Origin of the sequence: Leucobacter sp. USHLN153, assembly GCF_037145615.1 — a bacterium.
GTDB lineage: Bacteria > Actinomycetota > Actinomycetes > Actinomycetales > Microbacteriaceae > Leucobacter.
In genome coordinates, this window is record NZ_JBBCXE010000004.1 from 236,988 (window position 1) to 259,120 (window position 22,133).

A 22,133-nucleotide genomic window follows, 5' to 3' on the forward strand; every position below is an offset into this window, starting at 1 on the left:
TCGAAGTGATCGGCTACCGCGCTTCAATCTCGCTCAAAGCTGCCGAGTAACCTGCAAGTCGCTGTTCTAGTGTGTCCTGATCGTTCACCAAAGCCTTGGGATGCAATCCAACGAAGTGTGGCTTGCGGAAGCCGCGATAGCTTTCGGCGAACTCGTGGAGGTCAGGACGCCATAAGGCGTAGGGCAGACCGAGCTCCTCGCGCTCCGTGAACACACTTGAGTAGTCCGTGATGAGAAGGTCCGTTGCTCCGAACAGCTCGTACGGCGTTACTCCGCGGCTGCGAAGCTCTTCGTTGGTGAAGACTGGGAGGCCAAGCCCTCGAAAGTCGTCCGCGTCTCGGGGGTGGGGCTTCGCAATCAATGTCCATCCGGCGCGTTTGATGGTCGACTGGAAGGAGGCGAGTGTGAGGCCGGTCTCATCGCGCTGCCGCTCCTCATCGATCCCCAGAGCAAAGCGTCTACCGCTCACGCGAATCTCTCCGCCGCTGCGCTGGATCGCTCGGTACGTGGGCGCCCAGACAACGACGGGGTGGTCGGGGTTGAGCCCAAGTCGAGTGAAGATAGTTCGGTCGCCGGCCGCCCGTCGCATGACCTCCAGGCGGGGCATCTCCCTCACCACGGGAGTGGTCGGGGGAAGCCGATACTCGCGCAACTGCGACGGTACCCAGACGTCCGTGATCGACGCGAGCACGGTGGTTGGGCCGCGAAATGTCGAGTCCGGCTTCGGGCCACTGCCGTGCGTGAGATGCGTGTGCACGCGCCTGCCACTGGGATCGATCCCGGGCAGCATGACATGCGTGGTGAAGGTGCGTCGGCTTGAGGCAAAGGCGCGTAGAAGCGTGACGTAGCGATCCCGGACGTACGTCACGGCAGCGGGCACCGGCACCTCGAGGCATCGGGCGGCCTCCGCCACCGCGAGACGGGCGACGTCAGGGTCCGGCGAAATATACGTGATCGAGAGGCGAGGTTCCCGCGCGGCGAGTTGCACCGCGGTGACCGTCGCATTCTCTTCATCGGCGTTGAGCGTGGCGATTGCGACGCGCGCGGCATGCGGCTTGCTCAGGGCGAGCACCACCGTCGTCAGCACGCTGCGTACCTCACGGAGCCCGCGAGCGAGGAGTCGACGAGCAACTCGACCGCGGGACAAGCGCGCCCGAATGTGCTTGATCCGGTCGCCCAAGTCCCGGAACCTTGCTCTCGCCACGACGCTACCGCTGCTTCTGCTGCATCGCGGTAATGGCTTCGTCAATCGGGCCGTCGAAAATCACGTTTCCGTGGCTCAACACGATGCCGCGCTGGCACAGCTTCCGTACCTGCTCGGCACTGTGACTCACGATGAACATCGTCTTTCCCATGGACTGCAGCTCGCTCATCTTTCGATTGCACTTCTCACGGAACTCCGCATCGCCCACTGAAAGCACCTCGTCGACGAGCAGGATGTCGTGCTCCGCGTGAACCGCAACTGAAAAACCGAGCCTCGCGTACATGCCGGAGGAATAGCGCTTCACCTCGGTGTCGATGAAGTGGCCGATCTCTGAGAACTCGAGGATGTCGTCAAACCGAGCCTCAGTTTCTGCCTCTGACATGCCGAGAATGGCCGCATTCAGGTACACGTTCTCGCGGCCGGTGAGGTCGGGATGAAAACCGGCGCCGACTTCGAGGAGACCGGCAATGCGACCCATGGTGTAAATGTTTCCTGCTGTGGGGCGGAGCACCCCCGAAAGAAGCTTCAACGTTGTTGACTTGCCCGACCCATTGCGCCCGAGCACTGCCACCGATTCGCCGGGATGTACGGCAAATGAAACACCGTCGAGCGCGTTGAACGCTTCGAAGCGGTCGGTGCGACGGACCATTGCCATCACTGTCTGCTTGAGAGAACGAGCATGCCGCAGGTTGAACGTCTTCTGCACATTGTCGAACACGATGACGGGGTCGGGGGCAGGCTCAAAGGTCTTGCGCAAAGTTGCCCTCCAATCGGCGGAAGACGATCTGTCCGATGAGCAGCGTGCCAAGGGTGATGCCCATCGCCGCAATCGTGTTCGTCAAGAGGTAGTCGGGTGCGCTGGGGTTCGATACCAGTGGCCCCCAGAAGGCTCCGTGAAAAAGCTCGACGCCGACTGTCATCGGGTTTACGAGGTAGACGTTGTACAGCCAAGCCGGAAGCACCCCGCGGATCATCTCGTGCGTATACATGACCGGAGACATCCAGATCGAAAACATGAGCGCCACATCGATGATGTTCTTGGCGTCCCGATAGGCGACGTTGATCGCGCCGAAGAAGAGGCCGAGGCCCAGCGTGAACACGAACACAATGACGACCGCAAAGAGCATCGAAATGAGGCCGGCCCAGGTGAATTGCCAGCCGAAGACGAGACACACCACGAAGAGCAGAACGATCTGCGGCACAAAGTGTATGAACGCCGAGCCGATCGCTGAGACTGGAAAAAGCTCGCGAGGAAGATAGATCTTTTTGACGAGGGCAGCGTTGCCGGTGATCGAGTTGGTTGCCGCCTTCGTTGCTTCGTTGAAGAAGTTGAGGAGAACGATCCCTGAAAACAGGTAAATGGGAAAGAGATCGACACCCTTATCAATTTGAAGCACTTTGCCGAAGATGAAGTAGTACATGAAGAACTGCGCCGCTGGCTTGACGTACGACCACGCCCATCCCAGCACCGAGCCGTAGTACCTCGTCGTGGTGCCCTTCTTGAGCAGAAGGGAGAGCAGATGTCGGTAGCGAAAAACATCGAGCAGCCAGCGGCTCGCTCCCGGAATCGTGTACTTCGATGGTTTGTGACTGGCTTCAAGGACAGGCGCCGCTGTGTGCTCTCGCATTCGAGCCATCGAGCTATCGCCTCCCAATTCCGACATAGTGCCATCCGGCATCAGTCCACAACGCTCGGTTCAAACTATTGCGTCCATCGACGACGATTCGACCATCTGTCAGTAATGACGCGTCGCGCGGATTGATTCTTACGAACTCTTGCCATTCAGTTGCCATGAGGATGAGCGCAGACCCGGCAATCGCGTCGCGCCAACTCGGCAAGTAATCGAGCGCGGGGTACCTGCGTTGCGCATTCGGAAGTGCGGCAGGATCGGTAACGACAACGTCCGCGCCGAGTTGATGCAGCCTCTCCGCGATGTCGAGGCCGGGGGAATCCCGAACGTCATCTGAGTCCGGCTTGAAGGCGGCGCCGAGCACTGCGATCCGCTTGCCGGCAACCGACCCATCGAGGAGCGCTGAAATGCGCCCGACTGTGCTCTGCCGGCGAGCCTCATTGGTTGCTTCGACTCGACGGAGGAGCTCGACCTCTTCGCCCACACCGAGTTGCTCCGCACGAGAAACGAAGGCGCGGAGATCCTTCGGGAGGCAGCCGCCGCCATATCCGAGGCCGGCCCCGAGATATCGAGATCCGATCCGCGGGTCATGCCCGAGTATGCGCGTGAGCGCGCCCACGTCTGCACCAGCTGCATCCGCGATATCGGCCATGACGTTCATGAATGAGATCTTCGTTGAAAGGAAGGCATTGGCAGCACCCTTCGCGAGTTCCGCAGTCGCGAGATCGGTGATTTCCAGAGGAGTGCCGGCTTCCAGTAGCTTCGCGTACAGCGCCCGGAGGGCGACGTCCGGAGGAGCAGCGCCTGGCGAGTGGCGAGATGACATGCCGACCACAATTCGGTCCGGCTTGAGCGTGTCCGAGATTGCATGCCCTTCGCGCAAGAACTCGGGATTCCAGGCGAGCGAAGCACCCGAGTCGGCGAGCAAGGTCTCCAGATCTGCGGCCGTCCCCACAGGCACGGTCGACTTACCAACGACGAGATCACCCGCGTCGAGATGCGGTAGAAGCGCCTGAACTGCCTGGCGCAGGTAGCTGAGTTCGGCGCTCGAACCATCCGCAGCGGAGGGTGTGCCGACGCACAGAAAGTGCACGCACGCCGAGCTGGCCTCCGCGCTTTCGGTGCTGAAGCGCAGTGTTCCACTGGTGAGACCCTGCTTCAGAAGGTCCGGAAGACCCGGTTCGAAGAAGGGCGCTCTGCCTGCGGCAAGCTCGTTTACGCGCACGGGGTCGATATCGATGCCGATGACATCGTGCCCCAGACTCGCCATCGCAGCGGCGTGGACCGCGCCGAGATAGCCGCACCCGATCACGGAAATACGCATGTCATGCTCCCTTTCCGTGTGCAAGATCTCTGGAGCCGCTGCCGTGCAGCATGAGAGTGAGCCGGGCAAGCGCCCGCCGCTGCTCGGCGATGCGCTGCGGCCGAAGCTCAAGCACCCGCCGGCGCAACTCCTCTCGGCGGTCCGCGAGGGACCGAGCCGCCGCCGCAATCGCCTCGGCATCTGACGCCGTATAGAGGGCGCTCTCACCGTAGAAGTCACGCAGCTCCGAGAAATCCGAGGTGACCTGAGGAACCCCGAAGTTGAAGGCCTCATACCCAGCTCGTTGCATGGTGTGCGCCCGCGTTGTGAGGGCGCATACTCCGGCAACCGAGCGGATCAGCCGCTCGTACTCGGAGTCACTGACGAATCCGGCGAAGGTCACATTGGGCGGCGCCGCCGCACGCACCGCTTCCGGCGGTTCACCCGTGAGGATCCACTCCAGCGCAGGGACCAGCCGCGCGGCTTCGAGGATTTCGTCGACCGGCTCATCATTGGCGTAGCTCAACGGGCACAGCACTGAGGTTGCTGCAGACGAGCTCGCGCGAACTCCATCGCCCCGCTCCCGAATAATGTCGTGCAATACAACAGAGTCGACCCCGTGCCGCCCCGAGATCGTCGCCAAGTACTCATTGGTGACGACGGCGCTGGCTCCGAGCCGCCGAAGCACTCGAAGCGCTGGCCCACGCGCACAGCGCCACTTCGGGTCAAGGAAAAACCCAGTGTGCAGATCTGCGGTGAGCGACCCGAACCTGGTTCGATGACCGACGAGGGCGAGCAATGCCGGGGCGGGTGGGAGCATCAGCATGACGTGCACCGGAGCTCGGTCTCGGAGCAATCGTCGAGTTTCGCGCACTTGGCGCGCGTATCTGCCGATGAGCCCCAAGCCACCCGGCAGGTAGATGAACACGGGCTCAAGGTCGAGTGCGCGCGCGAGCTCGAGCGTTCGCCCGTTCGATCGAGTCCAACTGATGAAGAGCCCTCGTGAGGGCCGCGCCTCGCCGCCCGTGTGTGTCACTGTGGGCATCCAACCGTTCTCGAGGAGGCCGCAGTAATGAGCGTCTCACGAGTGAGGGACTCGACCTCCACTGGATGGGCGATCTCCGAGTCTCGAAGCAAATTCCATATTTGCGTCTGGTGATCGTCCACGTGCTCCCCGCGCTCCATGCGCCTTGGCACCACGACTGGCGAAATCTCGTGATCGAGCATCTGCAGAATGGTGCCGACGCCGGAGTGGGTGATGACAGCGTCAGCGTTCAGGGCGTGCTGGAGGAGCTCGTCGGCCGGAATCAGATTATGCACCGCACCCGGTAGGTCGTCGCGAGTCGTCTCGCCCAGTTGCCACACGATGTTGTCGCCCGGCATTGTGATCTGTTTCACGCGATCCACGAGTGCATCGAAACGATAGGGGCGGATCGTGCCCAGCGTCACCAGGATCTTCAACGGCGACTCGAGGTTCAGGTCGACGTCTGCACGTTCTCGGCGCACGTCCTGCAGTACGGACCGCGTGGGCGACCAGTCGCGGCTCGCCCACGACGAGTGCTGTGTGTATGTCCGGGCGATCCCGAGCTTACGAACGATACGACCAGAGAGTGAGGGGCCGTCGGTGCGGGAGACGCTTTCGACGTAGACAGTCGGTAGACCATGCCGCTTCGCCCAACCCAAACCGGCTACGGCGACTGCAGCACCGGTGGAGATAGCCCCAGCGAAGTGGCGCGGGTCGAGGCTCTTGCTGAGTTTGCGATACGCGCGCAGGGTGCCGCGAGCGTCGCGGGGCGCCACATAGTCTGTCCAGAGCACGCTTCGGTCAGCGAGCAGGGCGCGACTCTGCGGGGAATCAAACGTGAGCCAGACCGAGTCGTCTGAAACCTGCTCCCGCTCCGCGAGCCGAACGAGTTGTGAAAGGTGGCCTCCCGTCGAGGCGACGAGCAACAATCGAGGTCGCGGAACGTCGAAGAACTGAGGACGGGGTTCGCGGGCGATCACTCTAATACGCTCCCTCAGGCTTCACGATCGCCCGCAACGTACGCCACAAAATGAGTAGGTCCCCTGTCATGGACCAGTTCTCCACGTAGAACAAGTCCAGACGGACGCTCTCTTCCCACGACAGATCGCTGCGGCCGCTCACCTGCCAGAGCCCGCTCACGCCCGGGCGCACGAGGAGACGACGGTCTTCCCACTTGCCGTACTGTTCAGCTTCACGGGGAAGCGGGGGGCGCGGCCCGACAAGCGACATGTCGCCCTTGAGCACATTGATCAGCTGCGGCAGCTCGTCGAAACTGTGGCGGCGCATGAATCGACCCACGCGAGTCACTCGCGGGTCGGCCTTGATCTTGAAGAGCGTCGCATTCCCCTCCGATCGGTCGAGCAGACTCGGCAGCTCGTCTTCGGCGTCCTGGTGCATCGACCGCAGCTTGAACATGATGAACTCACGCCCGTCGAGTCCGAGGCGCACCTGCTTGAAAATGATCGGTCCTGGGTCTTCCCGCTTGATGGCGAAGGCGAGGAGAGCCATGATGATCGCTGCCGGGATGAGCAGGATCACGGCGCCGACCACGTCGAAGAGGCGCTTGGCGTAGTACCGCTGACCGGAGAATTCGGGGTACTCGACGTGGATGAGTGGCAACCCGGAGACGGGTCGAACGTGGATACGCGGCCCAGCAATATCGATCAGGGACGCCGCCAGGATGAGATCGACGTAGCGCCCTTCGAGCTCCCAACCGATGCGGCGGAGGCGATCCGGGGTCAAAGCATCGGAACTGGTGACGATGACCACGTCGATGTCGTACTGGTCGACGGCGTCGAGTAGGGAATCGTAATCAGCGACCACCGGAAGGCCGGGCAGCAACTCGTGTTGCGATCCGCTCTCCGTCACGGCGCCCAACAGCTTGAAACCCGCGATGGCGTTAGAGCGCAGCTGCCGCACACTGTGCGTGGAATGGCCGCGCTCGCCGACGATGAGCGTGCGGTAGGTGTTCTTGCCGCGGCGGCGCTGATGCTGCAGACGCTTACGCCAGACCCAGCGGCCCAGCAAGATGAGAATGAGGCCGCACGGAAGGGAGATGAAGAGCATCACGCGGTGAAACTGCGGGGGAGCGGAAAGCACGATGAGGATCGCAGTGACGCCGAACGCGAAAACCGTGCCGTCAATGACGCGCTTGTACTCTTCGGGACCGGTTGCGAAGACAGCAGGCTTGCGAGAGTCCTGCATGATGAGTGCCGCGGACCACGCGATGATCAACGTGGCAGGGATCACCGCGTGCCGGAGAAACTGCCCGAGAGTCGAAGTCTCGAATATTCTCGTGCCGCCGATGACTTGAGCGACGGCCACCGTCGCGAGTATCACTGCTGTATCAGTCCACAGCAGCTTCCGAGAGTAGCGTCGCTCCCACGAAGGCTCTTGCGACGCCACGAAACCCCCCACCTACACGGTATCTCTGTGTATTTGTGGAATCTAAGCAGGTGGAATTGCCGAATCTCGTGAGTTTGCGCGAGGCGTGCGCAACTTCAGTAGAGACGCGATTTAGTTGCAGTTGCCTGCATCCCATATTGCTTGGCGAACGACGGAGTTTGTGTAATACCAATGCTTCGTATGTCCATAAATTCCGTGTTGCCTTTCTGTTCTTTGTGCGGTTTATACTGTCCAGAGGTGCGCACGGAACCGGGGTCTGAAGGTCAATGAGCGAAATCGAAGAGTCGACGACTGTCGATGACTCGACGCCGGATCCGGTCAGAAGCCGGCGCTTGGCTGCGACCCTGGCTCCGTACCAGCGACGACGGCGGTTCTGGAACGGGCGAACTCTCATGGTCGCGCTCGGTGTGCTTGCAGCTGCGCTGATCGCTGGGGGCATCGCGGCCCCGCAAATCGCTTACGCGATGGATGCGGACCGCTACGACGAGTTCGTGGCCGAGGCTCAAGAGCTGAACGGCGAGGTCGCTGAGCGAAGCGCGAACCTCCGTGCTTCCGAGCTCTTGCTCTCTCAGATGCGGGTAGAGGGGGAGTCGCTCGCGGGCGTTCTCGACACGTTCCAGGATTTTGATGAACGCGTGCTCTCGAAGCAGGAGGCGAAGGCTCTCGACACAGCGAAGCTTGCACTTCGAGACGTAGTGGCTGGTGATGAGGCTCCGGAGAGCGCCGATCAGCGGACGTTGACCAGTGGGATCGCAGCGGGAAGCATCACGCGACCTATCTCATGGTTCGACTCCGACGCCTCGGAAGTACGCGAACTCGTGAAGATCCGCGCGCAGGAGAAGGCGCCGCCCACAGTGGATCGCGTCGTGAGTCGGGCCGCGCTCGACCGCGTGAAGAGCTGGATCGCGGACGAACGCGATGAGCTGGAAAAAATCGACAGCGATCTCGAGAAGACAACGGACGAACTCGACGCAGTGCAGAGCAGCGCCCGGAAGGCGCTTGGCCAGGTGCAAGCGATCGCCAAGGCAACTCCGGAGCTCGTGGAGAAACTCGCGGAGTCGGCGCAGGACGTCGCCGAGGAGAATGAGTCGATGAAAACGTCGGCTCAGATGCTCAAGAGCGCGTTCGACGCTGAAGAGTTCATCCTGTTTCAAGATGGAGTCATCGTTCCGGTGAGTGAGGTTACCGATACCCCCGACAACGCAGCCTCTGTGCGGCTCGACGAGGGAGCTCACGGGATTCTCGTTATGTGGCGGCTTCAGGCGTTCCTCAATGCCGCCGAAGCGGCTGTCGAAGCTCAGGACGAGTTCGAGCAGCTCACGTTGGAAGAGGAAGCCGCACGACAGGCTGAGGCCGCGCGACAGGCTGAGGCAGAACGGCTCGCGGCGGAGGAAGCGATGCGGCAGCAGGAGGCAGCGGGAGCGGCCGCTGGAGGTGAGACTCCGGTCGAGCCCGCGACCGACCCCGATGCGGGGGCAGACGTGGACGCGAGCAGCGGTGCTGACGGCAACGCTGACGGTGCCGACACCGCCGATGCAACTGCCGACAGCGAAGCATCCGACGCTCCCGAATCTTAGCCCGCGCCAGGTAAGCCGGCTCGGCGTCGGCGCCCGATGCTGAGTGAGTCAGCGCACGAGGCGCGCGATCGCTGCGGAAGCCTCGTGGAGCTTCTCCGCCGCGACCTCGCCGCCCTCGGCGGCGGCGGAAGCGACGCAGTGACGCAGGTGGTCGTCGAGGAGTTCGAGCGCCACACGCTCGAGCGCCTTCGTCGCGGCCGACACCTGGGTCAGGATGTCGATGCAGTACACGTCTTCCTGCACCATCCGCTGCACACCGCGCACCTGACCCTCGGCCCGGCGCAGCCGCTTCAACAGCTCATCCTTGTGTTCGATGTAGCCGTGCACGTGGTCAGCGCAGGCCGCATCCATGACTTCGCTCATGCCAGCACTGTACCCGGTGTTACTCCAGTGCTGGGCCGGTTCGCCGACGGCGGAGCACTACCGAGATGCCCCCGACGATCAGCACGAGCACGGCGAGCCAAATCATGCCGTACAGGGGGAACTCGTGCGGATCGATCCGCTCGCCGTTCAACATCGATGAAACCACCAGCAGAGCCGGTTCGACGTAGCTCAGGAGCCCGAACAGACTGATGGTGAGCATGCGCGAAGCCGCGATGTACAGCACAAGTGCGAAGCCCGTGCTGATCCCGAACAGCGGGCCCGCCCAGAGCAATGTCGGGTTCTCCGAGATGGAGGAACCCGTGAGCAGCTCTCGCGCGAGGAAGAACACAGCGAACGGGGCCATCGCGATGAACTCGAAGAGCATGCCGCCGAGGTGGGCGAAGCCGAGGGCGCGTCGGAGCACGAAATAGACGGGATACCCGAGAGCGACGAGGAGGGTCTCCCACGAGACTTCACCGACCCGCACGATCTCGAAGACCACGCCCACCGCGGCGATGCCGGCTGCGAGCCACTGCCACCACACGAGTCGATCTCGATATACGAACTTGCCGACGAGCACGAGTACCAGGGGGAGCAGGAAGTAACCGAGCGCGACCTGCAGCCCGCTGCCGTGCAGCGGTGCCCACGTGAACACCCAGAGCTGCAGCGCCACGAGCAAGCCGCAGGCGAGAACGCCGAGCGCGAGGACGGGGCGGCGTCTGATCCGCGCCCAGAGTTCGGCCGCGAGGTGGCTCTGTCGCACCGCGAAAAGCGCGAGCACGATGATCGGGATCTGGAAGAGATTGCGAAGCCCCCAGATAGCTTCAGCGGGAGCGGGAGCGAGAAACGGAGTGACGAAGTAAATGCCGGCAAACAGCACCGAAGAGGCGACAGAAACTGCCGCCCCACGTGCTTCGCGGCTCAGCGAGCCAAACAACCCTTACAGGTCGATCGCGCCGATGACCTCGCCGTAGGGCGTCTCGCCCACCGGTCGGAAGCCGATGTGGAGGAAGAACGCCTCCGGGCCTTCTTCACCGCGCTCCCAGAGCACCGTGAGGCGATCGACTCCGCGACTGCGCGCCTCCTCGATGAGGGCATTCACCGCGAAGGTGCCGACGCCCTCGCCCTGCACGTCAGCGTCCACGTTGATGCGCCAGAGTGCGGCGCGGAACTCCTCTTGCGAAGCGTCAGGATCGAAGTTGCCGTGGATGAAGCCCACGACCTCGTCACCCTTCAGCACCACGCGCTGCCACGCCGTGTGCGCGGGTGTCACTGCAGCTGCTGCTGCATAAGAAACCGGTGTGATGAACTGCTCCTGGCCCGGCTTCAAGCCCAGCGTATTCACGGCGACGATCGTCGCTGCTGACAGCTCTTCCAGTCTCAGGTCGCTCATGGATTAAGGCTAACGGTTCGCGCGCGGTATGCAAGGCGCGGGATCGGTGGAGTGCTCACTAGCGAAGCGTTGCGCCCGAGGCTCGATCGAAGACGTGGACACGATCCGCATTCGGAGCGAGCGTGACGACGTCGCCGGCCTCAGGGTGGATGCGACCGTCGACTCGAGCGACGAGGTCGGTGCGCTCGCCGTCGACGTCAGCGTGACCGTACAGGTAGCCGTCGGCGCCGAGCTCCTCGACGAGGTCGACCTCGACGCTCAGGCCGGCGCCCCCATCGGTCACGACGTGGAGGTCTTCGGGGCGAATGCCGAGCGTCACCTCGTTCGACGACGCGGCACTGCGGACGGCATTCTCGAGGGGGACCTCCAGCGATCCTGCCCGCCCCGCTTCGCCCGCGAGCACGGCCGGAAGCAGATTCATCGCGGGGGAGCCGATAAAGCCGGCGACAAAGACGTTGCTCGGCGACTCGTACAGGTCGCGCGGGGTGCCGATCTGCTGGAGGACGCCCTCCTTGAGCACCGCGATGCGGTCGCCCATGGTGAGCGCCTCGGTCTGGTCGTGGGTGACGTAGACGGTCGTGACGCCGAGGCGTCGCTGGAGCGAGGCGATCTGCGTGCGAGTCTGCACGCGCAGCTTCGCGTCGAGGTTCGACAGCGGCTCGTCCATGAGGAACACCTGGGGCTGGCGCACGATAGCGCGTCCCATTGCGACGCGCTGACGCTGGCCGCCCGAGAGTGCCTTCGGCTTGCGGTCGAGGAACTCCTCGAGGTCGAGCATGCGTGCCGCCTCGCGGACGCGCTCGTCGCGCTCGGACTTGCCGACGCCCGCGATCTTGAGCGCGAAGCCCATGTTGTCGGCGACGGTCATGTGCGGGTACAGCGCGTAATTCTGGAAAACCATCGCGATATCGCGATCCTTCGGGGCGACGTCGGTGACGTCGCGATCGCCGATGATGACGCGCCCCTCATCGATCTCCTCGAGCCCCGCCAGCATGCGGAGCGTCGTCGACTTGCCGCAGCCCGAGGGCCCGACGAGCACGAGAAACTCCCCGTCACCGATATCGAGATCGAGCGAGTCGACCGAGGGTCGGGTGGATCCCGGATAGACGCGGGAGACGTTGTCGAACATCACAGTTGCCATGGTGCGCTCCTCTGCCGGCAGGTACGTGCCGGACGATCCGTTGCAGTGGAATGCGGCCGGGCGGCCGCCTGCTCTCGACGCTAGGCGGGAGCGGCGCCGGGCGCCAGAGCTTGCGCGCGGGCGGCCTCGTGTGGCAGTGGTGCGGGGGATTTCGCGGCGGGTTTCGGAGCTTCGGCCGTGCTGGCGCCGCCGAGGCGGGGTGCTGCAAGCGCGTGGCGATCCGCCGCATATATCTCGATGTCGAGATACTCCGGAAGCCTCGGGTAGACTGAACGACGGCCGTGTAATGATAGGAAACGGGAGAAGCGTTGGCGAAGATCAAGGTTGAAGGTACGGTCGTCGAGCTCGACGGCGACGAGATGACCCGCATCATCTGGCAGTTCATCAAGGACCGCCTCATCCACCCGTACCTCGACGTCACGCTCGAGTACTACGACCTCGGCATGGAGCACCGCGATGCCACCGACGATCAGGTGACCATCGACGCAGCGAACGCCATTAAGAAGCACGGCGTCGGCGTCAAGTGCGCGACCATCACGCCCGACGAGGCGCGCGTCGAGGAGTTCGGCCTCAAGAAGATGTGGCGTAGCCCGAACGGCACGATCCGCAACATTCTCGGTGGCGTTGTCTTCCGCGAGCCGATCATCATCTCGAACATCCCCCGCCTCGTGCCCGGCTGGAACAAGCCGATCATCATCGGCCGTCACGCGCACGGCGATCAGTACAAGGCGACCGACTTCAAGGCCGGCGCTGGCAAGGTGACGCTGACCTACGAGCCCGCCGACGGTTCGGAGCCGCAGAAGTTCGAGGTCGTCACGCTGCCCGAGGGTGGCGGTGTGATCCAGGGTCAGTACAACTTCAACGACTCGATCCGCGACTTCGCTCGCGCCTCGTTCAAGTACGGCCTGTCGCGCGACTACCCGGTCTACCTCTCCACGAAGAACACCATCCTGAAGGCCTACGACGGCCAGTTCAAGGACATCTTCCAGGAGGTCTTCGACGCTGAGTTCAAGCAGCAGTTCGAAGAGCGCGGCCTCACCTACGAGCACCGCCTCATCGACGACATGGTCGCCTCGGCCATGAAGTGGGAGGGCGGCTACGTTTGGGCTTGCAAGAACTACGACGGCGACGTGCAGTCGGACACCGTTGCGCAGGGCTTCGGATCGCTCGGCCTCATGACCTCCGTGCTCATGACGCCGGACGGGCAGACCGTTGAGGCCGAGGCCGCTCACGGTACGGTGACGCGTCACTACCGTCAGCACCAGCAGGGCAAGCCGACCTCGACGAACCCGATCGCTTCGATCTTCGCCTGGACGCGCGGCCTCGCGCACCGCGGCAAGCTGGACCAGAACCAGGAGCTCATCGACTTTTCGGAGACGCTCGAGGATGTCGTCATCAAGACCGTCGAGTCGGGCAAGATGACGAAGGATCTCGCGCTGCTCGTCGGGCCGGATCAGGCCTGGCAGACGACCGAGGAGTTCCTCGCCGCGATCGACGAGAACCTGCAGCAGCGACTGGCTTAGGCAAAACGCGGCGCGTTTTGCGCCAGGCGCTGGTCGCGCTACCGCGCGAGTTGGCATAGAGCGAAAAAGCGGCGCTTTTCGCCGCCAAACGCTGGTCGCGCTACCGCGCGAGTGGGCTAAGTTTTCTTTGTCGCGTAAAGGGTCGGTACTTCGGTATCGGCCCTTTTCGTTTTCCTGCTCTTTTGCGAACGTTGGCGGGGGTGGCGCCGCGCTTCCCATCGTGCAGTGGAAAGCCGGTCGTGCGGGTCGAAGCGCGGCGTGTCGGCCCGCGCGGCGAGTTATTCACTGTCTGGTGAGAGCGAGCTCGGCGGTGCCGACTTGGTTAGTGGGCGGACGGGGCGTGAGTGGGATCCGGGGCTTCCTTAGTGCTGGGTCGCTGGCGGTGTGAGTGGGGTGCGGGGCTTCCTGCGGTGCTTCGTGTTGACCCCCGCGCACCTTTTGGGCTTGCAGCTATCGAAATCTAGGCGAGGTGGTAGTTCGTTGCTCAGTTGGTGCTCGTGACTCAAAGTTCGACGCCCGGACGCACCACTGGGCATGTCGTAGGCTGACCTCGCAGCCGCAGCCGCAGCCGCAGCCGCAGCCGCAGCCGCAGTGTGAGTGGCCGTGCCGATCCGCTGAGGCCGTCAGAAATTCTTCGATCGCGAGGTGCGCATGAGTGAGAAGAAGCCGTCCGTGCTGTTTGTCTGCGTGCACAACGCGGGCCGATCGCAGATGGCGGCGGGGTTCCTGCGGCACCTAGCTGGTGACGCGATTGAGGTGAGATCCGCTGGATCGTTGCCTGCCGGGCAGATCAACGCCGTTGCTGTCGAAGCGATGCGTGAGGTCGGCATCGACATTGCTGGCGAACAGCCGAAGGTGCTGCGCGACGAGGCGGTCGAAGCGTCAGACGTTGTGATCACGATGGGGTGCGGGGATGCATGCCCGTTCTATCCGGGTAAGCGGTATGAAGATTGGAAGCTTGACGACCCGGCAGGGCAGGGGATCGAGGCAGTGCGGCCGATCCGCGACGAAATTCAGGGGCGGGTGGAAGAACTGGTCGCGTCGCTGCTGCCGAGCTAACCCGCCGGGGAGCCTCCGACGCTAGTTCACCGAACGCAGCGTGGATTCACGCACGTACAGCACGGCCGGGGGCGCCTGCATCGCCTCGGGCAGCGGCTTGCCCTCGACGAGGCAGATCGCGTACTCGACTGCGCGCTGCGCGATGAGGTCGGGGCGCAGGTCGAACGCAGTCACGGTCGGGCGCTGCGTGAGGTTCTGCACGGACCCCGAACCAGCCGCGACGAGCAACTGTTCCGGCACGGAGATGCCGCGAGCGATTGCGGCCGCGGCCACTCCCGAGGCGTGGCGGCCAGTGAGGCAGTAGATCGCATCAGGTCGTGTCGGGGCGTCGTTCGCGAAGAAGTGGTCGAGCGCGATATCGCCGGCCTGCTCGCCCTCGGCCTCTGGAATCGCCATGAGCAGGGGTGCTTGACCGTGCCGCTCGCACCATTCGCGGTACGTACGCTGCGCGGTGAAGTTCCACTCGGTGCGGTCGGTGCCGGTCACGAGAGCGAGTGTGCGGCCGCCGCTCTCCGTGAGGTGCGACAGCATCTCGATGGTCTGCGCTTCGGCGAGGATGTCGATGCTGTGAAAGTTGTCAGGCCGCGAGGGATCGGCCCCGAGCGTGACGAAGGGGAGACGTTCCCGGTCGAGCATCGTGAGTACGTGATCGTCCTCGAAGGGCTCTGTGACGATGTAGACGTCGGCCGCGAGCGCGCTCACGGGACTGCCCGCCTTCGTCGGATCGTCGACCATCATCAGGCTGTAGCCGTGCTCCATCGCGGTGAGCGAGGCGGCGCCGGCGATGCGGAGGAAGTAATCGACGCCCTCGGGTACGAACGAGTCGAGCGTGCTGAAGGGGCGCATGATGAGACCGATGAGGCCGAGACGCGAGCTGCGCAGGCCCCGCGCGATCGCGCTGGGGCGGTAGCCGATCCGCTCAGCAACCTCGCGAATGCGCAGTTCGGTCTCCTGCCGCACGACGCCCTTGCCGTTGAGCGCGTGCGACACCGTCGTAGGGGAGACGCCCGCGGCGACCGCGACATCGCGAATTGTCGGGCGCGACGGGTGAGGCATGCGCAAAGCTTATAGCTAGGAACGCCGCTGCTTCGCGACGACGTGGCGGATGCAGCATGGACGATCAAGTAACGGAACAAATTGAGGCAAATCGGTTTGCATCGCTAAGATCGGTTCGGGACGTCCCACTTGGAGAGACGCTGAGCTGTCGACTCGCCCGCACCGAACTCAGGGAGCACGCAATGACCGCACAGACTGAACGCACCCACATCGACATCGTGGGAGCGACCGCGCGCGAGCGCGGTCTGCAGCGCGGCGAAGCCCTGCGCGCGACCCTCGCAGGGGCGTACGCGAAGTACGCGGAGCTGTTCCGGGCGGTCGGTGTCAGCGGGGCGAACGAGCGCGACGGGGTTGCCCGAGTGGTCGCGGCGGTCGAGGCGTGGCGCCCGGAGCTCATCGAGGAGCTCGAGGGTGTGGCCGAGGCGTCCGGTGTGCCGTTCGAGGCGGTCGTCGCTCTCAACGCGCGAACCGAGATCATCGCGCTCGGCTCACACGGGTCGAGCGAGTGCTCCACTGTCACGGCGCAGATCAGCGGGCATCGGCTGGCGGTGCAGACGTGGGACTGGCACATCGAGCTCGACCCGTTCTGGCACACGCAGACAGTGACCGGACAGGGCCTGCGTTATGCAGGGCTCACCGAGCAGGGGATCCTCTCGAAGATCGGCGTCAACGAGGCCGGACTCGCCCTCCACTTCAACATCCTCGGGCACGAAGCTGACGGGCCCGACGGCATCCCCATGCACCTGCTTTCGCACGTGGTGCTCACGGAGTGCTCGAGTGTCGATGAGGCCATTGCGCTCGTGCGATCCGCCCCCATCGGATCATCTTCGGCGTTCACGATGCTCGACGGAGCGCGGGCAGTATCGCTCGAAATCACGCCGGTGGGTGTGTTCGAGATCGACGAGGTCGCGGGCTCGGTGCAGCGAACGAACCACTTCCAGACCGAGGAGCCGCTCGCTCATCAGAAGAGCGCGCTCTACGAGCCCGACTCATCCGAGCGGCTCGCGCTCGTGCGCGAGCGCCTCGCCGGCGGGCTGCCCGAGTCATCGACCGAGCTCGTGCGTCTGCTGCTCTCGGGGGAGGGTCAGCCGCCGCTCACCTGCGTGCCTGACATGACGCTGTCGTTCGGAGACCGCTGGGCGACCCTTGCGACGGTGGTCACCGACCCCGACGCTCGCACTATCCGCATCTTCGACGGTATGCCGCCCGAGGCGGAGCACGGCGAGTGGCGGGTGCTGCAGGCGTAGCTTGCGGGTGCGAGGTCGCTGACCCTCGGTGCATCTGCCGCAAATGTGAGCTAGCGCTGTGAGCTAGCAGCACCTATTAGGCATGCGACGATCACTTTCCGTGGATTATGGTAGTCGCTCGCTCAATTGGTGCTGCAGGGTGACACGGTCGGAAGCTATTGCTGTGAGCTAGCAGCACCTTTAGCGTGTGACGCTCACTTTCCGGGGACACTGGTCGTCGTGCGCTCGGTGTGGCAGCGCCACACGGTCGGGAGCGAGCATCACCGGGTGCCCATGCGCACGGAGCGCACCATGGGTTGGGTGGTTGGTGGGTTGCGCCCTGATTCGGCGGTGCCGATGAACTGTACGTCGGCTCCGCGTCGGTGCCGTCGCCTCGCTCGGCACGGCCGGGCCCGGGCCTCGACGAGACTTCAGCGGTTCTACTGAAAAAGTATTTGATATGAGTGCAGCTGAATCGTCACCGGGAACCGGTAAGCGGCTATTTCTTCAACAGAACAGAAGCCCCTCGTCGAAATAAGTGAACTATCACTGTAGAAAAATTAACTTATGGTGTAGCGTTAACCACGTTCCAACGTCGAACAACTGGAGTAAGGCGACGCGCGTGAGTAATGGAGACATCGGGCAGTTCGTCCGTCGTAGGCGACGTGGTGCCGCGATGACGCTGCAACAGATGTCGGTGTCGACCGGTCTATCGCAAAGCTTCCTAAGCCAGTTCGAACGCGGCCGCACGCAGGCCAGTATCAGCTCGCTCCGGCTCATCACCGATGCACTCGGCATGAACATCCACGATGTTTTCGGCGTCGTCAGCAACGGCGGCCACGCCGCCGTAATGCGCGCGGCCGAACGGCCGCAGCTCCCGTTCGGAGATCGAGCGGCTAAGGCCATCGTGGGCTCCCGCAGTCTGAGCCGCTTTGAAACTCTCGAGGTCGTGTTCGAGCCGGGCGGCTCCACGGGTGATGGGCAGTATGCGCACGGTCATCACGAAGAGATGATCGTGGTGCTCAGCGGCTGTGTCGGAGTCGAACTGGGTAGCGAGCGCCACCTCCTCGACACCGGGGACTCCCTCTCGTTCCATTCGGAAACCCCGCACCGCGTGGTCAACGCGGGCGGGGAGAGTGCGCGTGTGTTCTGGGTCATCAGCCCTCCGGGGGCGCACGGCGCGGGAGCGCTCGGTGGCGACGACAGGGATCAGCAACAGGTACTTTCACCCTCCCATAGCAATTGATCAAGAAAGGCGTGAAGCGCAATGAAATCGAAGAAGATTCAGCGTCGACTGGGACTCGGCAGTGTTGTCACACTCGGCCTTGCGGCGTCCATGGGGCTCGTGTCCTGCTCCGGTAGTGGGGGAGACGCGGGCGGCGGCAACGAGAGCGGCGAGAAGGCGTCGCTCGTCATTGCGAGCTGGGGTGATCCATTCACTTCAGCCACCCAAGAGTTCCTCGTCGACCCGTTCGTTGAGGAGACCGGCTACGACGTGCAGATCGTCGATGCACCAGGGAAGTACGTCGCGAGCCTCGAATCGCAGCAGCAGGCAAATAACATCGAGTGGGATCTGCTGGACTCGACGTCGGCGCCTGATGCATACATCGCTTATGACAAGGGCCTCATTCAGGAGATGCCGGCCGATGTCAAGGAACGCGTTTCCGAGGTGCTGCCGGAGGACGCAGTCACCGACTTCGGGATCACGTGGTCGATTCTCGGCTACATCACAGCTTGCAACGCAGCTGCAGTGGACGCCTGCCCGCAGAACACCACGGAGATGTTCGATGTCGAGCAGTTCCCGGGATCTCGCACCAGCATCTCGACCTCGCCTCTCGTGAATCTGAGTCTCGCCGAGGTTGCATCGGGTGTAGATGTGAACGATCTGGCAACCCACGACATCGACATCGACCGCGCGTTCGCGAAGTTGGAAGAGTTCAAAGCGGCGGGCGGCACTTGGTGGGGGAGCGGCGACCAGTACATGCAGGTGCTCTCGACCAACGAGGTCGACATGGGCTTCGGATACAGCGGCCGCTCCTATGCAGTCGCGGAGGACATGGAGAACCTCGAGGTCAATTGGGAGGGCGGACTGTACAACCCGGGCTTCTGGAATGTGGTCGAGGGCTCTAAGCATTCAGAGGCGGCGTGGGAGTTCGTCGAGTGGATTGCAACGCACCCCGAGGCCGCGGCCAATTGGGGGCAGGCGCTCGGCTACTCCGTGCCGAACCCTGAGTCATTCGATTACATCGAGCCCGATGTCGCCGAGACTCTCGCCGATTTCCCGGACAATCGCAAGCAGTTGGGCAGCATGAACTTCAACTGGTACGTCGAGAACTACCAGGAAGTGAACGATCGCTGGCAGGAGTTCCTCCGCGGCTGATCCGGTCGCGCGAAGGAGAGGAGAACGAGTATGTCCACACCCAGCAGCACGCAGCTTCTGGCTACCGTGAGCGGAGGCCGGAAGAGGAAACCGTGGTCGGCGAGCCTGCCGAGACCTACGGCGATCCTGATGGTGATTCCGCTCGTCATCCTCGTTCTCCTCTTCGTCGTCTACCCCCTGTTGAAGCTGACCATCGACGCCTTTACTCAGGGCGACGGGGGCGTCTCCAACTTCGTTGCGGTGTTCGCCTCGGGTGCGATCCGCAACTCGATGGTCAACACCGTCGTCATGTCGATCATCGTAACGGTGCTGTGCCTGGTACTCGGCGGCACGCTTGCATGGATCCTCGCCACTCCGCAGCGCGCATGGGTGAAGGGCCTCGTGTGGGCTGCGATCCTGCTGCCTTTCTGGATGGGCGTGATCGTCAAGACTTACGCCTGGGCGGTTCTCCTGGCAAAGAACGGCGTCGTGAACTCGTTCCTGATCTCGATAGGCGTCATCGAGCAGCCGCTGTCGTTGCTCTACACACCCTTCGCCGTGGTCCTCGGTATGACGTACACAATGCTGCCCTACGCCGTTCTCGCAATGTTCCCCACTATTTCGAGTTTCGATAGAGAGCTCCTCAATTCTGCGAGGATCCTTGGATCGTCGCGCACCGGCGCGATGTTCAAGATCTGGTTGCCCAACGTGATGCCGGGCCTTGTTGCCGCTGCGGCCATCGTGTTCGCGATCAGCATCGGTTTCTACATCACCCCCGTGCTACTCGGCGGGGCGCAGGTGCCGTTCATGGCGTCAGTGATCGGCGATGACATTTTCAGCTTCTTCAATTACCCCCGAGCTGCGGCGTCTTCAGTCGTTCTCCTCGTGACCGCACTCGTCGTGCTGCTCGTCACGCTTCGTACTGTCGGCGCAAAGGCGCTGAAGGGAGGGCTCGGAGGATGAGCACTGCACCCGCTCGCCAGCGCCAGAATCGCGCCCCGCGCATTGCCGACCAGTTCAGCAGATGGCTCGGGAGGATCGTCGCACTGATCGGCCTGATATTCCTCCTCGCTCCGGCGCTTGCGATTGTCGTGATGTCATTCGCGAACGATGCGAGGATCTCCTTTCCACCGAAGCAGTGGGGCTTCGATCGATACATCGAAGTTTTCACCTCCGGCACTTGGGGCAAGCCGACAGCATTGTCGGTAGAGATCGGCCTCTGGGCCGGCGCGCTCGCTCTTCTTGTCGCGCTGCCCCTCGTTTTCGCGCTCAAACGCAGCACACTTCCGGGCAGAGGCATGTTGGAAGGATCCGCGATCGCGCCCTTGGTGATTCCGGTTGCCGCTTACGCGGTCGGCCTCTACGGGGTGTTCGCGCAACTGGGGTTGCTCGGTGAGAAAGTTGGCGTGATCCTCGCTCACTCTGTGTATGCGTTGCCACTCGTGGTGATCGTGCTCTCGACTTCTCTCGAGCAGATCAAGCCTGATCTTGAGCTCGCCGCCATGACGATGGGAGCCTCCCGTCTCAAGGCCTGGATGACGATCACATTGCGCCTGCTGATGCCTTCGCTGCTGGCGGGCTTCCTCATGGGGTTCATCACCAGCTTCGATGAAGCCGTACTCATCACCTTCCTCGGTGGGGTCGGGCTCGTAACGCTGCCCAAGTACATCTTCGACTCGGTGCAGTACGCCGTCGACCCTGCAATCACCGCCATCGCCACTCTGCTCATGATCGTGACGACCGCGCTGATGCTGCTCGCCACCACGCTTCGAAAGGGAAAGAAATGACTGCTGAGCGCGGGACCGCCGAACTGACGCGGAACGTGAAGCTCCATATCCGTAGGCTGGTCAAGAACTTCGGTGATACCGAGGTGCTGAAGGCACTGGATCTCGACGTGAGCGACGGCGAGTTCCTCACTCTGCTCGGCCCTTCGGGATCCGGTAAGACGACTCTGCTGCGGATCATCGCTGGTTTTGAGAATGCCACGAGCGGCGAGCTCCGCATCGGAGACACCGATCTCCGGAGCCTCACGCCCTCGGAGCGTCAGCTCGGAATGGTGTTTCAAAACTATGCGCTGTTCCCCCATATGACCGTGGCCGACAATGTCGCTTACGGCCTCAACGTGCGGAAGATCCGAGGCCCCAAGCGCGATCGCCGCGTCGCCGAGATGCTCGAGATCGTGGGTCTTGAGCACCTGCGGGAGCGTAAGCCGGCGCAGCTCTCGGGAGGCCAGCAGCAGCGCGTAGCCCTTGCCCGAGCGCTCGCTTACGAACCGGAGATCTTGCTCATGGACGAACCTCTGGGCGCGCTCGACCGGAGTCTGCGGCTGCAGATGGAGACTGAGATCAAGCGGGTCCATCGGCAGATCGGAACAACGGTGATCTACGTTACCCACGATCAAGAGGAAGCACTCGTGCTCTCCGATCGGGTCGCGATCATGAATCAGGGCAATTTCGCTGGCCTCGATACTCCGATGCAGCTATTCAAGAATCCGAGCAATTCCTTCGTCGCCAAGTTCTTCTCGGACTCGAACATTTTTGAGGGGGAGCTCTCGGGCGGGGTGCTGCAGGCGTTCACGCAGACCGCTCCGGTCGAGTCAGGATTGAGCGGCAAGGTGAAGATAGCCGCGCGGCCTGCATTGACGAGGCTCGGAGAGCTCCCGGTGGGCACGCCCGGATTCCAATTGCAGGGCAGGGTCGAAGAAGTAAACCTGCTCGGCGAGAACGAGCAGCTCGAACTGTCGATTCCCGGTACGGGAGGAGCCATCGTACGGCGAGCGATCGGCAGCGGGGGCAACGTGAGTCTTGGCGAGACAGTGCCGGTGTACCTGGCGGCGGCCGAGGTCACCGTAATGGAGGCCTGAGTCGC

General features: G+C 63.1%; 21 protein-coding genes. 9 read left to right on the forward strand and 12 right to left on the reverse strand.

Annotated features, from left to right (window positions below; translation table 11 throughout):
* Window positions 1-13 precede the first annotated feature (13 nt).
* From WFH00_RS09025 to WFH00_RS09055, 7 genes are all read right to left on the reverse strand, one after another.
* A complete protein-coding gene (locus tag WFH00_RS09025) occupies window positions 14-1,087 on the reverse strand; it encodes a CDP-glycerol glycerophosphotransferase family protein (protein WP_336660495.1) in 1,074 nt (357 codons plus the stop codon).
* 121 nt (window positions 1,088-1,208) lie between these two features.
* The gene (locus WFH00_RS09030) at window positions 1,209-1,961 is read right to left on the reverse strand and encodes an ABC transporter ATP-binding protein (RefSeq protein WP_336660496.1); all 753 of its coding nucleotides are present in this window, start codon (window positions 1,959-1,961) and stop codon (window positions 1,209-1,211) included.
* The gene (locus WFH00_RS09035; RefSeq protein ID WP_336660497.1) at window positions 1,945-2,841 is read right to left on the reverse strand and encodes an ABC transporter permease; all 897 of its coding nucleotides are present in this window, start codon (window positions 2,839-2,841) and stop codon (window positions 1,945-1,947) included. The genes WFH00_RS09030 and WFH00_RS09035 overlap by 17 nt, the downstream gene beginning before the upstream one ends.
* A 4-nt stretch (window positions 2,842-2,845) precedes the next feature.
* Window positions 2,846-4,159, reverse strand: coding sequence for a UDP-glucose dehydrogenase family protein (locus tag WFH00_RS09040; RefSeq protein ID WP_336660498.1), 1,314 nt, complete (start codon window positions 4,157-4,159; stop codon window positions 2,846-2,848).
* Between the two features lies 1 nt (window position 4,160).
* Window positions 4,161-4,664: a glycosyltransferase gene (locus tag WFH00_RS09045; RefSeq protein ID WP_336660499.1), complete on the reverse strand. Its 504-nt coding sequence runs from the start codon at window positions 4,662-4,664 to the stop codon at window positions 4,161-4,163.
* Between the two features lie 506 nt (window positions 4,665-5,170).
* Window positions 5,171-6,142 carry a glycosyltransferase gene (locus WFH00_RS09050; protein ID WP_336660500.1) on the reverse strand — a complete coding sequence of 324 codons (972 nt, stop codon included), beginning with the start codon at window positions 6,140-6,142 and terminating at the stop codon, window positions 5,171-5,173.
* 1 nt (window position 6,143) lies between these two features.
* Window positions 6,144-7,580 carry a sugar transferase gene (locus WFH00_RS09055; RefSeq protein WP_336660501.1) on the reverse strand — a complete coding sequence of 479 codons (1,437 nt, stop codon included), beginning with the start codon at window positions 7,578-7,580 and terminating at the stop codon, window positions 6,144-6,146.
* A gap of 254 nt (window positions 7,581-7,834) precedes the next feature.
* On the opposite strand from WFH00_RS09055, the gene WFH00_RS09060 reads away from it, so the two are divergent.
* On the forward strand, window positions 7,835-9,145 hold the full coding sequence (locus WFH00_RS09060) for a hypothetical protein (RefSeq protein WP_336660502.1): 1,311 nt from the start codon (window positions 7,835-7,837) through the stop codon (window positions 9,143-9,145).
* 48 nt (window positions 9,146-9,193) lie between these two features.
* Here WFH00_RS09060 and WFH00_RS09065 read toward each other — a convergent pair whose 3' ends face one another.
* The 4 genes from WFH00_RS09065 to WFH00_RS09080 are packed head-to-tail and all read right to left on the reverse strand — an operon-like array spanning window position 9,194 to window position 12,042.
* Window positions 9,194-9,508 carry a metal-sensitive transcriptional regulator gene (locus WFH00_RS09065; protein WP_336660503.1) on the reverse strand — a complete coding sequence of 105 codons (315 nt, stop codon included), beginning with the start codon at window positions 9,506-9,508 and terminating at the stop codon, window positions 9,194-9,196.
* 19 nt (window positions 9,509-9,527) lie between these two features.
* On the reverse strand, window positions 9,528-10,445 hold the full coding sequence (gene rarD / locus WFH00_RS09070; RefSeq protein ID WP_336660504.1) for an EamA family transporter RarD: 918 nt from the start codon (window positions 10,443-10,445) through the stop codon (window positions 9,528-9,530).
* A gap of 3 nt (window positions 10,446-10,448) precedes the next feature.
* Window positions 10,449-10,901, reverse strand: a complete 453-nt coding sequence (locus tag WFH00_RS09075) for a GNAT family N-acetyltransferase (protein ID WP_336660505.1) — start codon at window positions 10,899-10,901, stop codon at window positions 10,449-10,451.
* Window positions 10,902-10,959: 58 nt separating this feature from the next.
* The gene (locus WFH00_RS09080) at window positions 10,960-12,042 is read right to left on the reverse strand and encodes an ABC transporter ATP-binding protein (RefSeq protein ID WP_336660506.1); all 1,083 of its coding nucleotides are present in this window, start codon (window positions 12,040-12,042) and stop codon (window positions 10,960-10,962) included.
* A 308-nt stretch (window positions 12,043-12,350) separates the two neighbouring features.
* Here WFH00_RS09080 and WFH00_RS09085 point away from each other — a divergent pair, with 308 nt between their 5' ends.
* Together WFH00_RS09085 and WFH00_RS09090 are read left to right on the forward strand one after the other, a co-directional pair.
* Complete coding sequence (locus WFH00_RS09085; RefSeq protein ID WP_336660507.1) at window positions 12,351-13,565, forward strand: NADP-dependent isocitrate dehydrogenase; 1,215 nt, start codon at window positions 12,351-12,353, stop codon at window positions 13,563-13,565.
* Window positions 13,566-14,216: 651 nt separating this feature from the next.
* On the forward strand, window positions 14,217-14,624 hold the full coding sequence (locus WFH00_RS09090) for an arsenate reductase ArsC (RefSeq protein WP_336660508.1): 408 nt from the start codon (window positions 14,217-14,219) through the stop codon (window positions 14,622-14,624).
* Between the two features lie 21 nt (window positions 14,625-14,645).
* On the opposite strand, the gene WFH00_RS09095 is transcribed toward WFH00_RS09090, so the two are convergent.
* Window positions 14,646-15,680 carry a LacI family DNA-binding transcriptional regulator gene (locus WFH00_RS09095; RefSeq protein ID WP_336660509.1) on the reverse strand — a complete coding sequence of 345 codons (1,035 nt, stop codon included), beginning with the start codon at window positions 15,678-15,680 and terminating at the stop codon, window positions 14,646-14,648.
* A 182-nt stretch (window positions 15,681-15,862) separates the two neighbouring features.
* On the opposite strand from WFH00_RS09095, the gene WFH00_RS09100 reads away from it, so the two are divergent.
* The 6 genes from WFH00_RS09100 (at window position 15,863) to WFH00_RS09125 (ending at window position 22,128) form a co-directional block, all read left to right on the forward strand.
* Window positions 15,863-16,927, forward strand: coding sequence for a C45 family peptidase (locus WFH00_RS09100; RefSeq protein WP_336660510.1), 1,065 nt, complete (start codon window positions 15,863-15,865; stop codon window positions 16,925-16,927).
* A gap of 601 nt (window positions 16,928-17,528) precedes the next feature.
* A complete protein-coding gene (locus tag WFH00_RS09105; protein WP_336660511.1) occupies window positions 17,529-18,152 on the forward strand; it encodes a helix-turn-helix domain-containing protein in 624 nt (207 codons plus the stop codon).
* A gap of 21 nt (window positions 18,153-18,173) precedes the next feature.
* On the forward strand, window positions 18,174-19,286 hold the full coding sequence (locus WFH00_RS09110; protein ID WP_336660512.1) for an extracellular solute-binding protein: 1,113 nt from the start codon (window positions 18,174-18,176) through the stop codon (window positions 19,284-19,286).
* Between the two features lie 30 nt (window positions 19,287-19,316).
* On the forward strand, window positions 19,317-20,228 hold the full coding sequence (locus tag WFH00_RS09115; RefSeq protein ID WP_336660513.1) for an ABC transporter permease: 912 nt from the start codon (window positions 19,317-19,319) through the stop codon (window positions 20,226-20,228).
* A complete protein-coding gene (locus tag WFH00_RS09120) occupies window positions 20,225-21,052 on the forward strand; it encodes an ABC transporter permease (protein WP_336660514.1) in 828 nt (275 codons plus the stop codon). The genes WFH00_RS09115 and WFH00_RS09120 overlap by 4 nt, the downstream gene beginning before the upstream one ends.
* Window positions 21,049-22,128, forward strand: coding sequence for an ABC transporter ATP-binding protein (locus WFH00_RS09125; RefSeq protein WP_336660515.1), 1,080 nt, complete (start codon window positions 21,049-21,051; stop codon window positions 22,126-22,128). The genes WFH00_RS09120 and WFH00_RS09125 overlap by 4 nt, the downstream gene beginning before the upstream one ends.
* Window positions 22,129-22,133 lie beyond the last annotated feature (5 nt).

Excerpts from the sequence above, each read along its gene's own strand:
- WFH00_RS09035 (WP_336660497.1), bottom strand. The coding sequence starts at position 2,841 with ATGGCTCGAATGCGAGAGCACACAGCGGCGCCTGTCCTTGAAGCCAGT.
- WFH00_RS09040 (WP_336660498.1), bottom strand. The coding sequence starts at position 4,159 with ATGCGTATTTCCGTGATCGGGTGCGGCTATCTCGGCGCGGTCCACGCC.
- WFH00_RS09060 (WP_336660502.1), top strand. The coding sequence starts at position 7,835 with ATGAGCGAAATCGAAGAGTCGACGACTGTCGATGACTCGACGCCGGAT.
- WFH00_RS09065 (WP_336660503.1), bottom strand. The coding sequence starts at position 9,508 with ATGAGCGAAGTCATGGATGCGGCCTGCGCTGACCACGTGCACGGCTAC.
- WFH00_RS09075 (WP_336660505.1), bottom strand. The coding sequence starts at position 10,901 with ATGAGCGACCTGAGACTGGAAGAGCTGTCAGCAGCGACGATCGTCGCC.
- WFH00_RS09080 (WP_336660506.1), bottom strand. The coding sequence starts at position 12,042 with ATGGCAACTGTGATGTTCGACAACGTCTCCCGCGTCTATCCGGGATCC.
- WFH00_RS09090 (WP_336660508.1), top strand. The coding sequence starts at position 14,217 with ATGAGTGAGAAGAAGCCGTCCGTGCTGTTTGTCTGCGTGCACAACGCG.
- WFH00_RS09095 (WP_336660509.1), bottom strand. The coding sequence starts at position 15,680 with ATGCCTCACCCGTCGCGCCCGACAATTCGCGATGTCGCGGTCGCCGCG.
- WFH00_RS09100 (WP_336660510.1), top strand. The coding sequence starts at position 15,863 with ATGACCGCACAGACTGAACGCACCCACATCGACATCGTGGGAGCGACC.
- WFH00_RS09110 (WP_336660512.1), top strand. The coding sequence starts at position 18,174 with ATGAAATCGAAGAAGATTCAGCGTCGACTGGGACTCGGCAGTGTTGTC.
- WFH00_RS09115 (WP_336660513.1), top strand. The coding sequence starts at position 19,317 with ATGTCCACACCCAGCAGCACGCAGCTTCTGGCTACCGTGAGCGGAGGC.
- WFH00_RS09120 (WP_336660514.1), top strand. The coding sequence starts at position 20,225 with ATGAGCACTGCACCCGCTCGCCAGCGCCAGAATCGCGCCCCGCGCATT.
- WFH00_RS09125 (WP_336660515.1), top strand. The coding sequence starts at position 21,049 with ATGACTGCTGAGCGCGGGACCGCCGAACTGACGCGGAACGTGAAGCTC.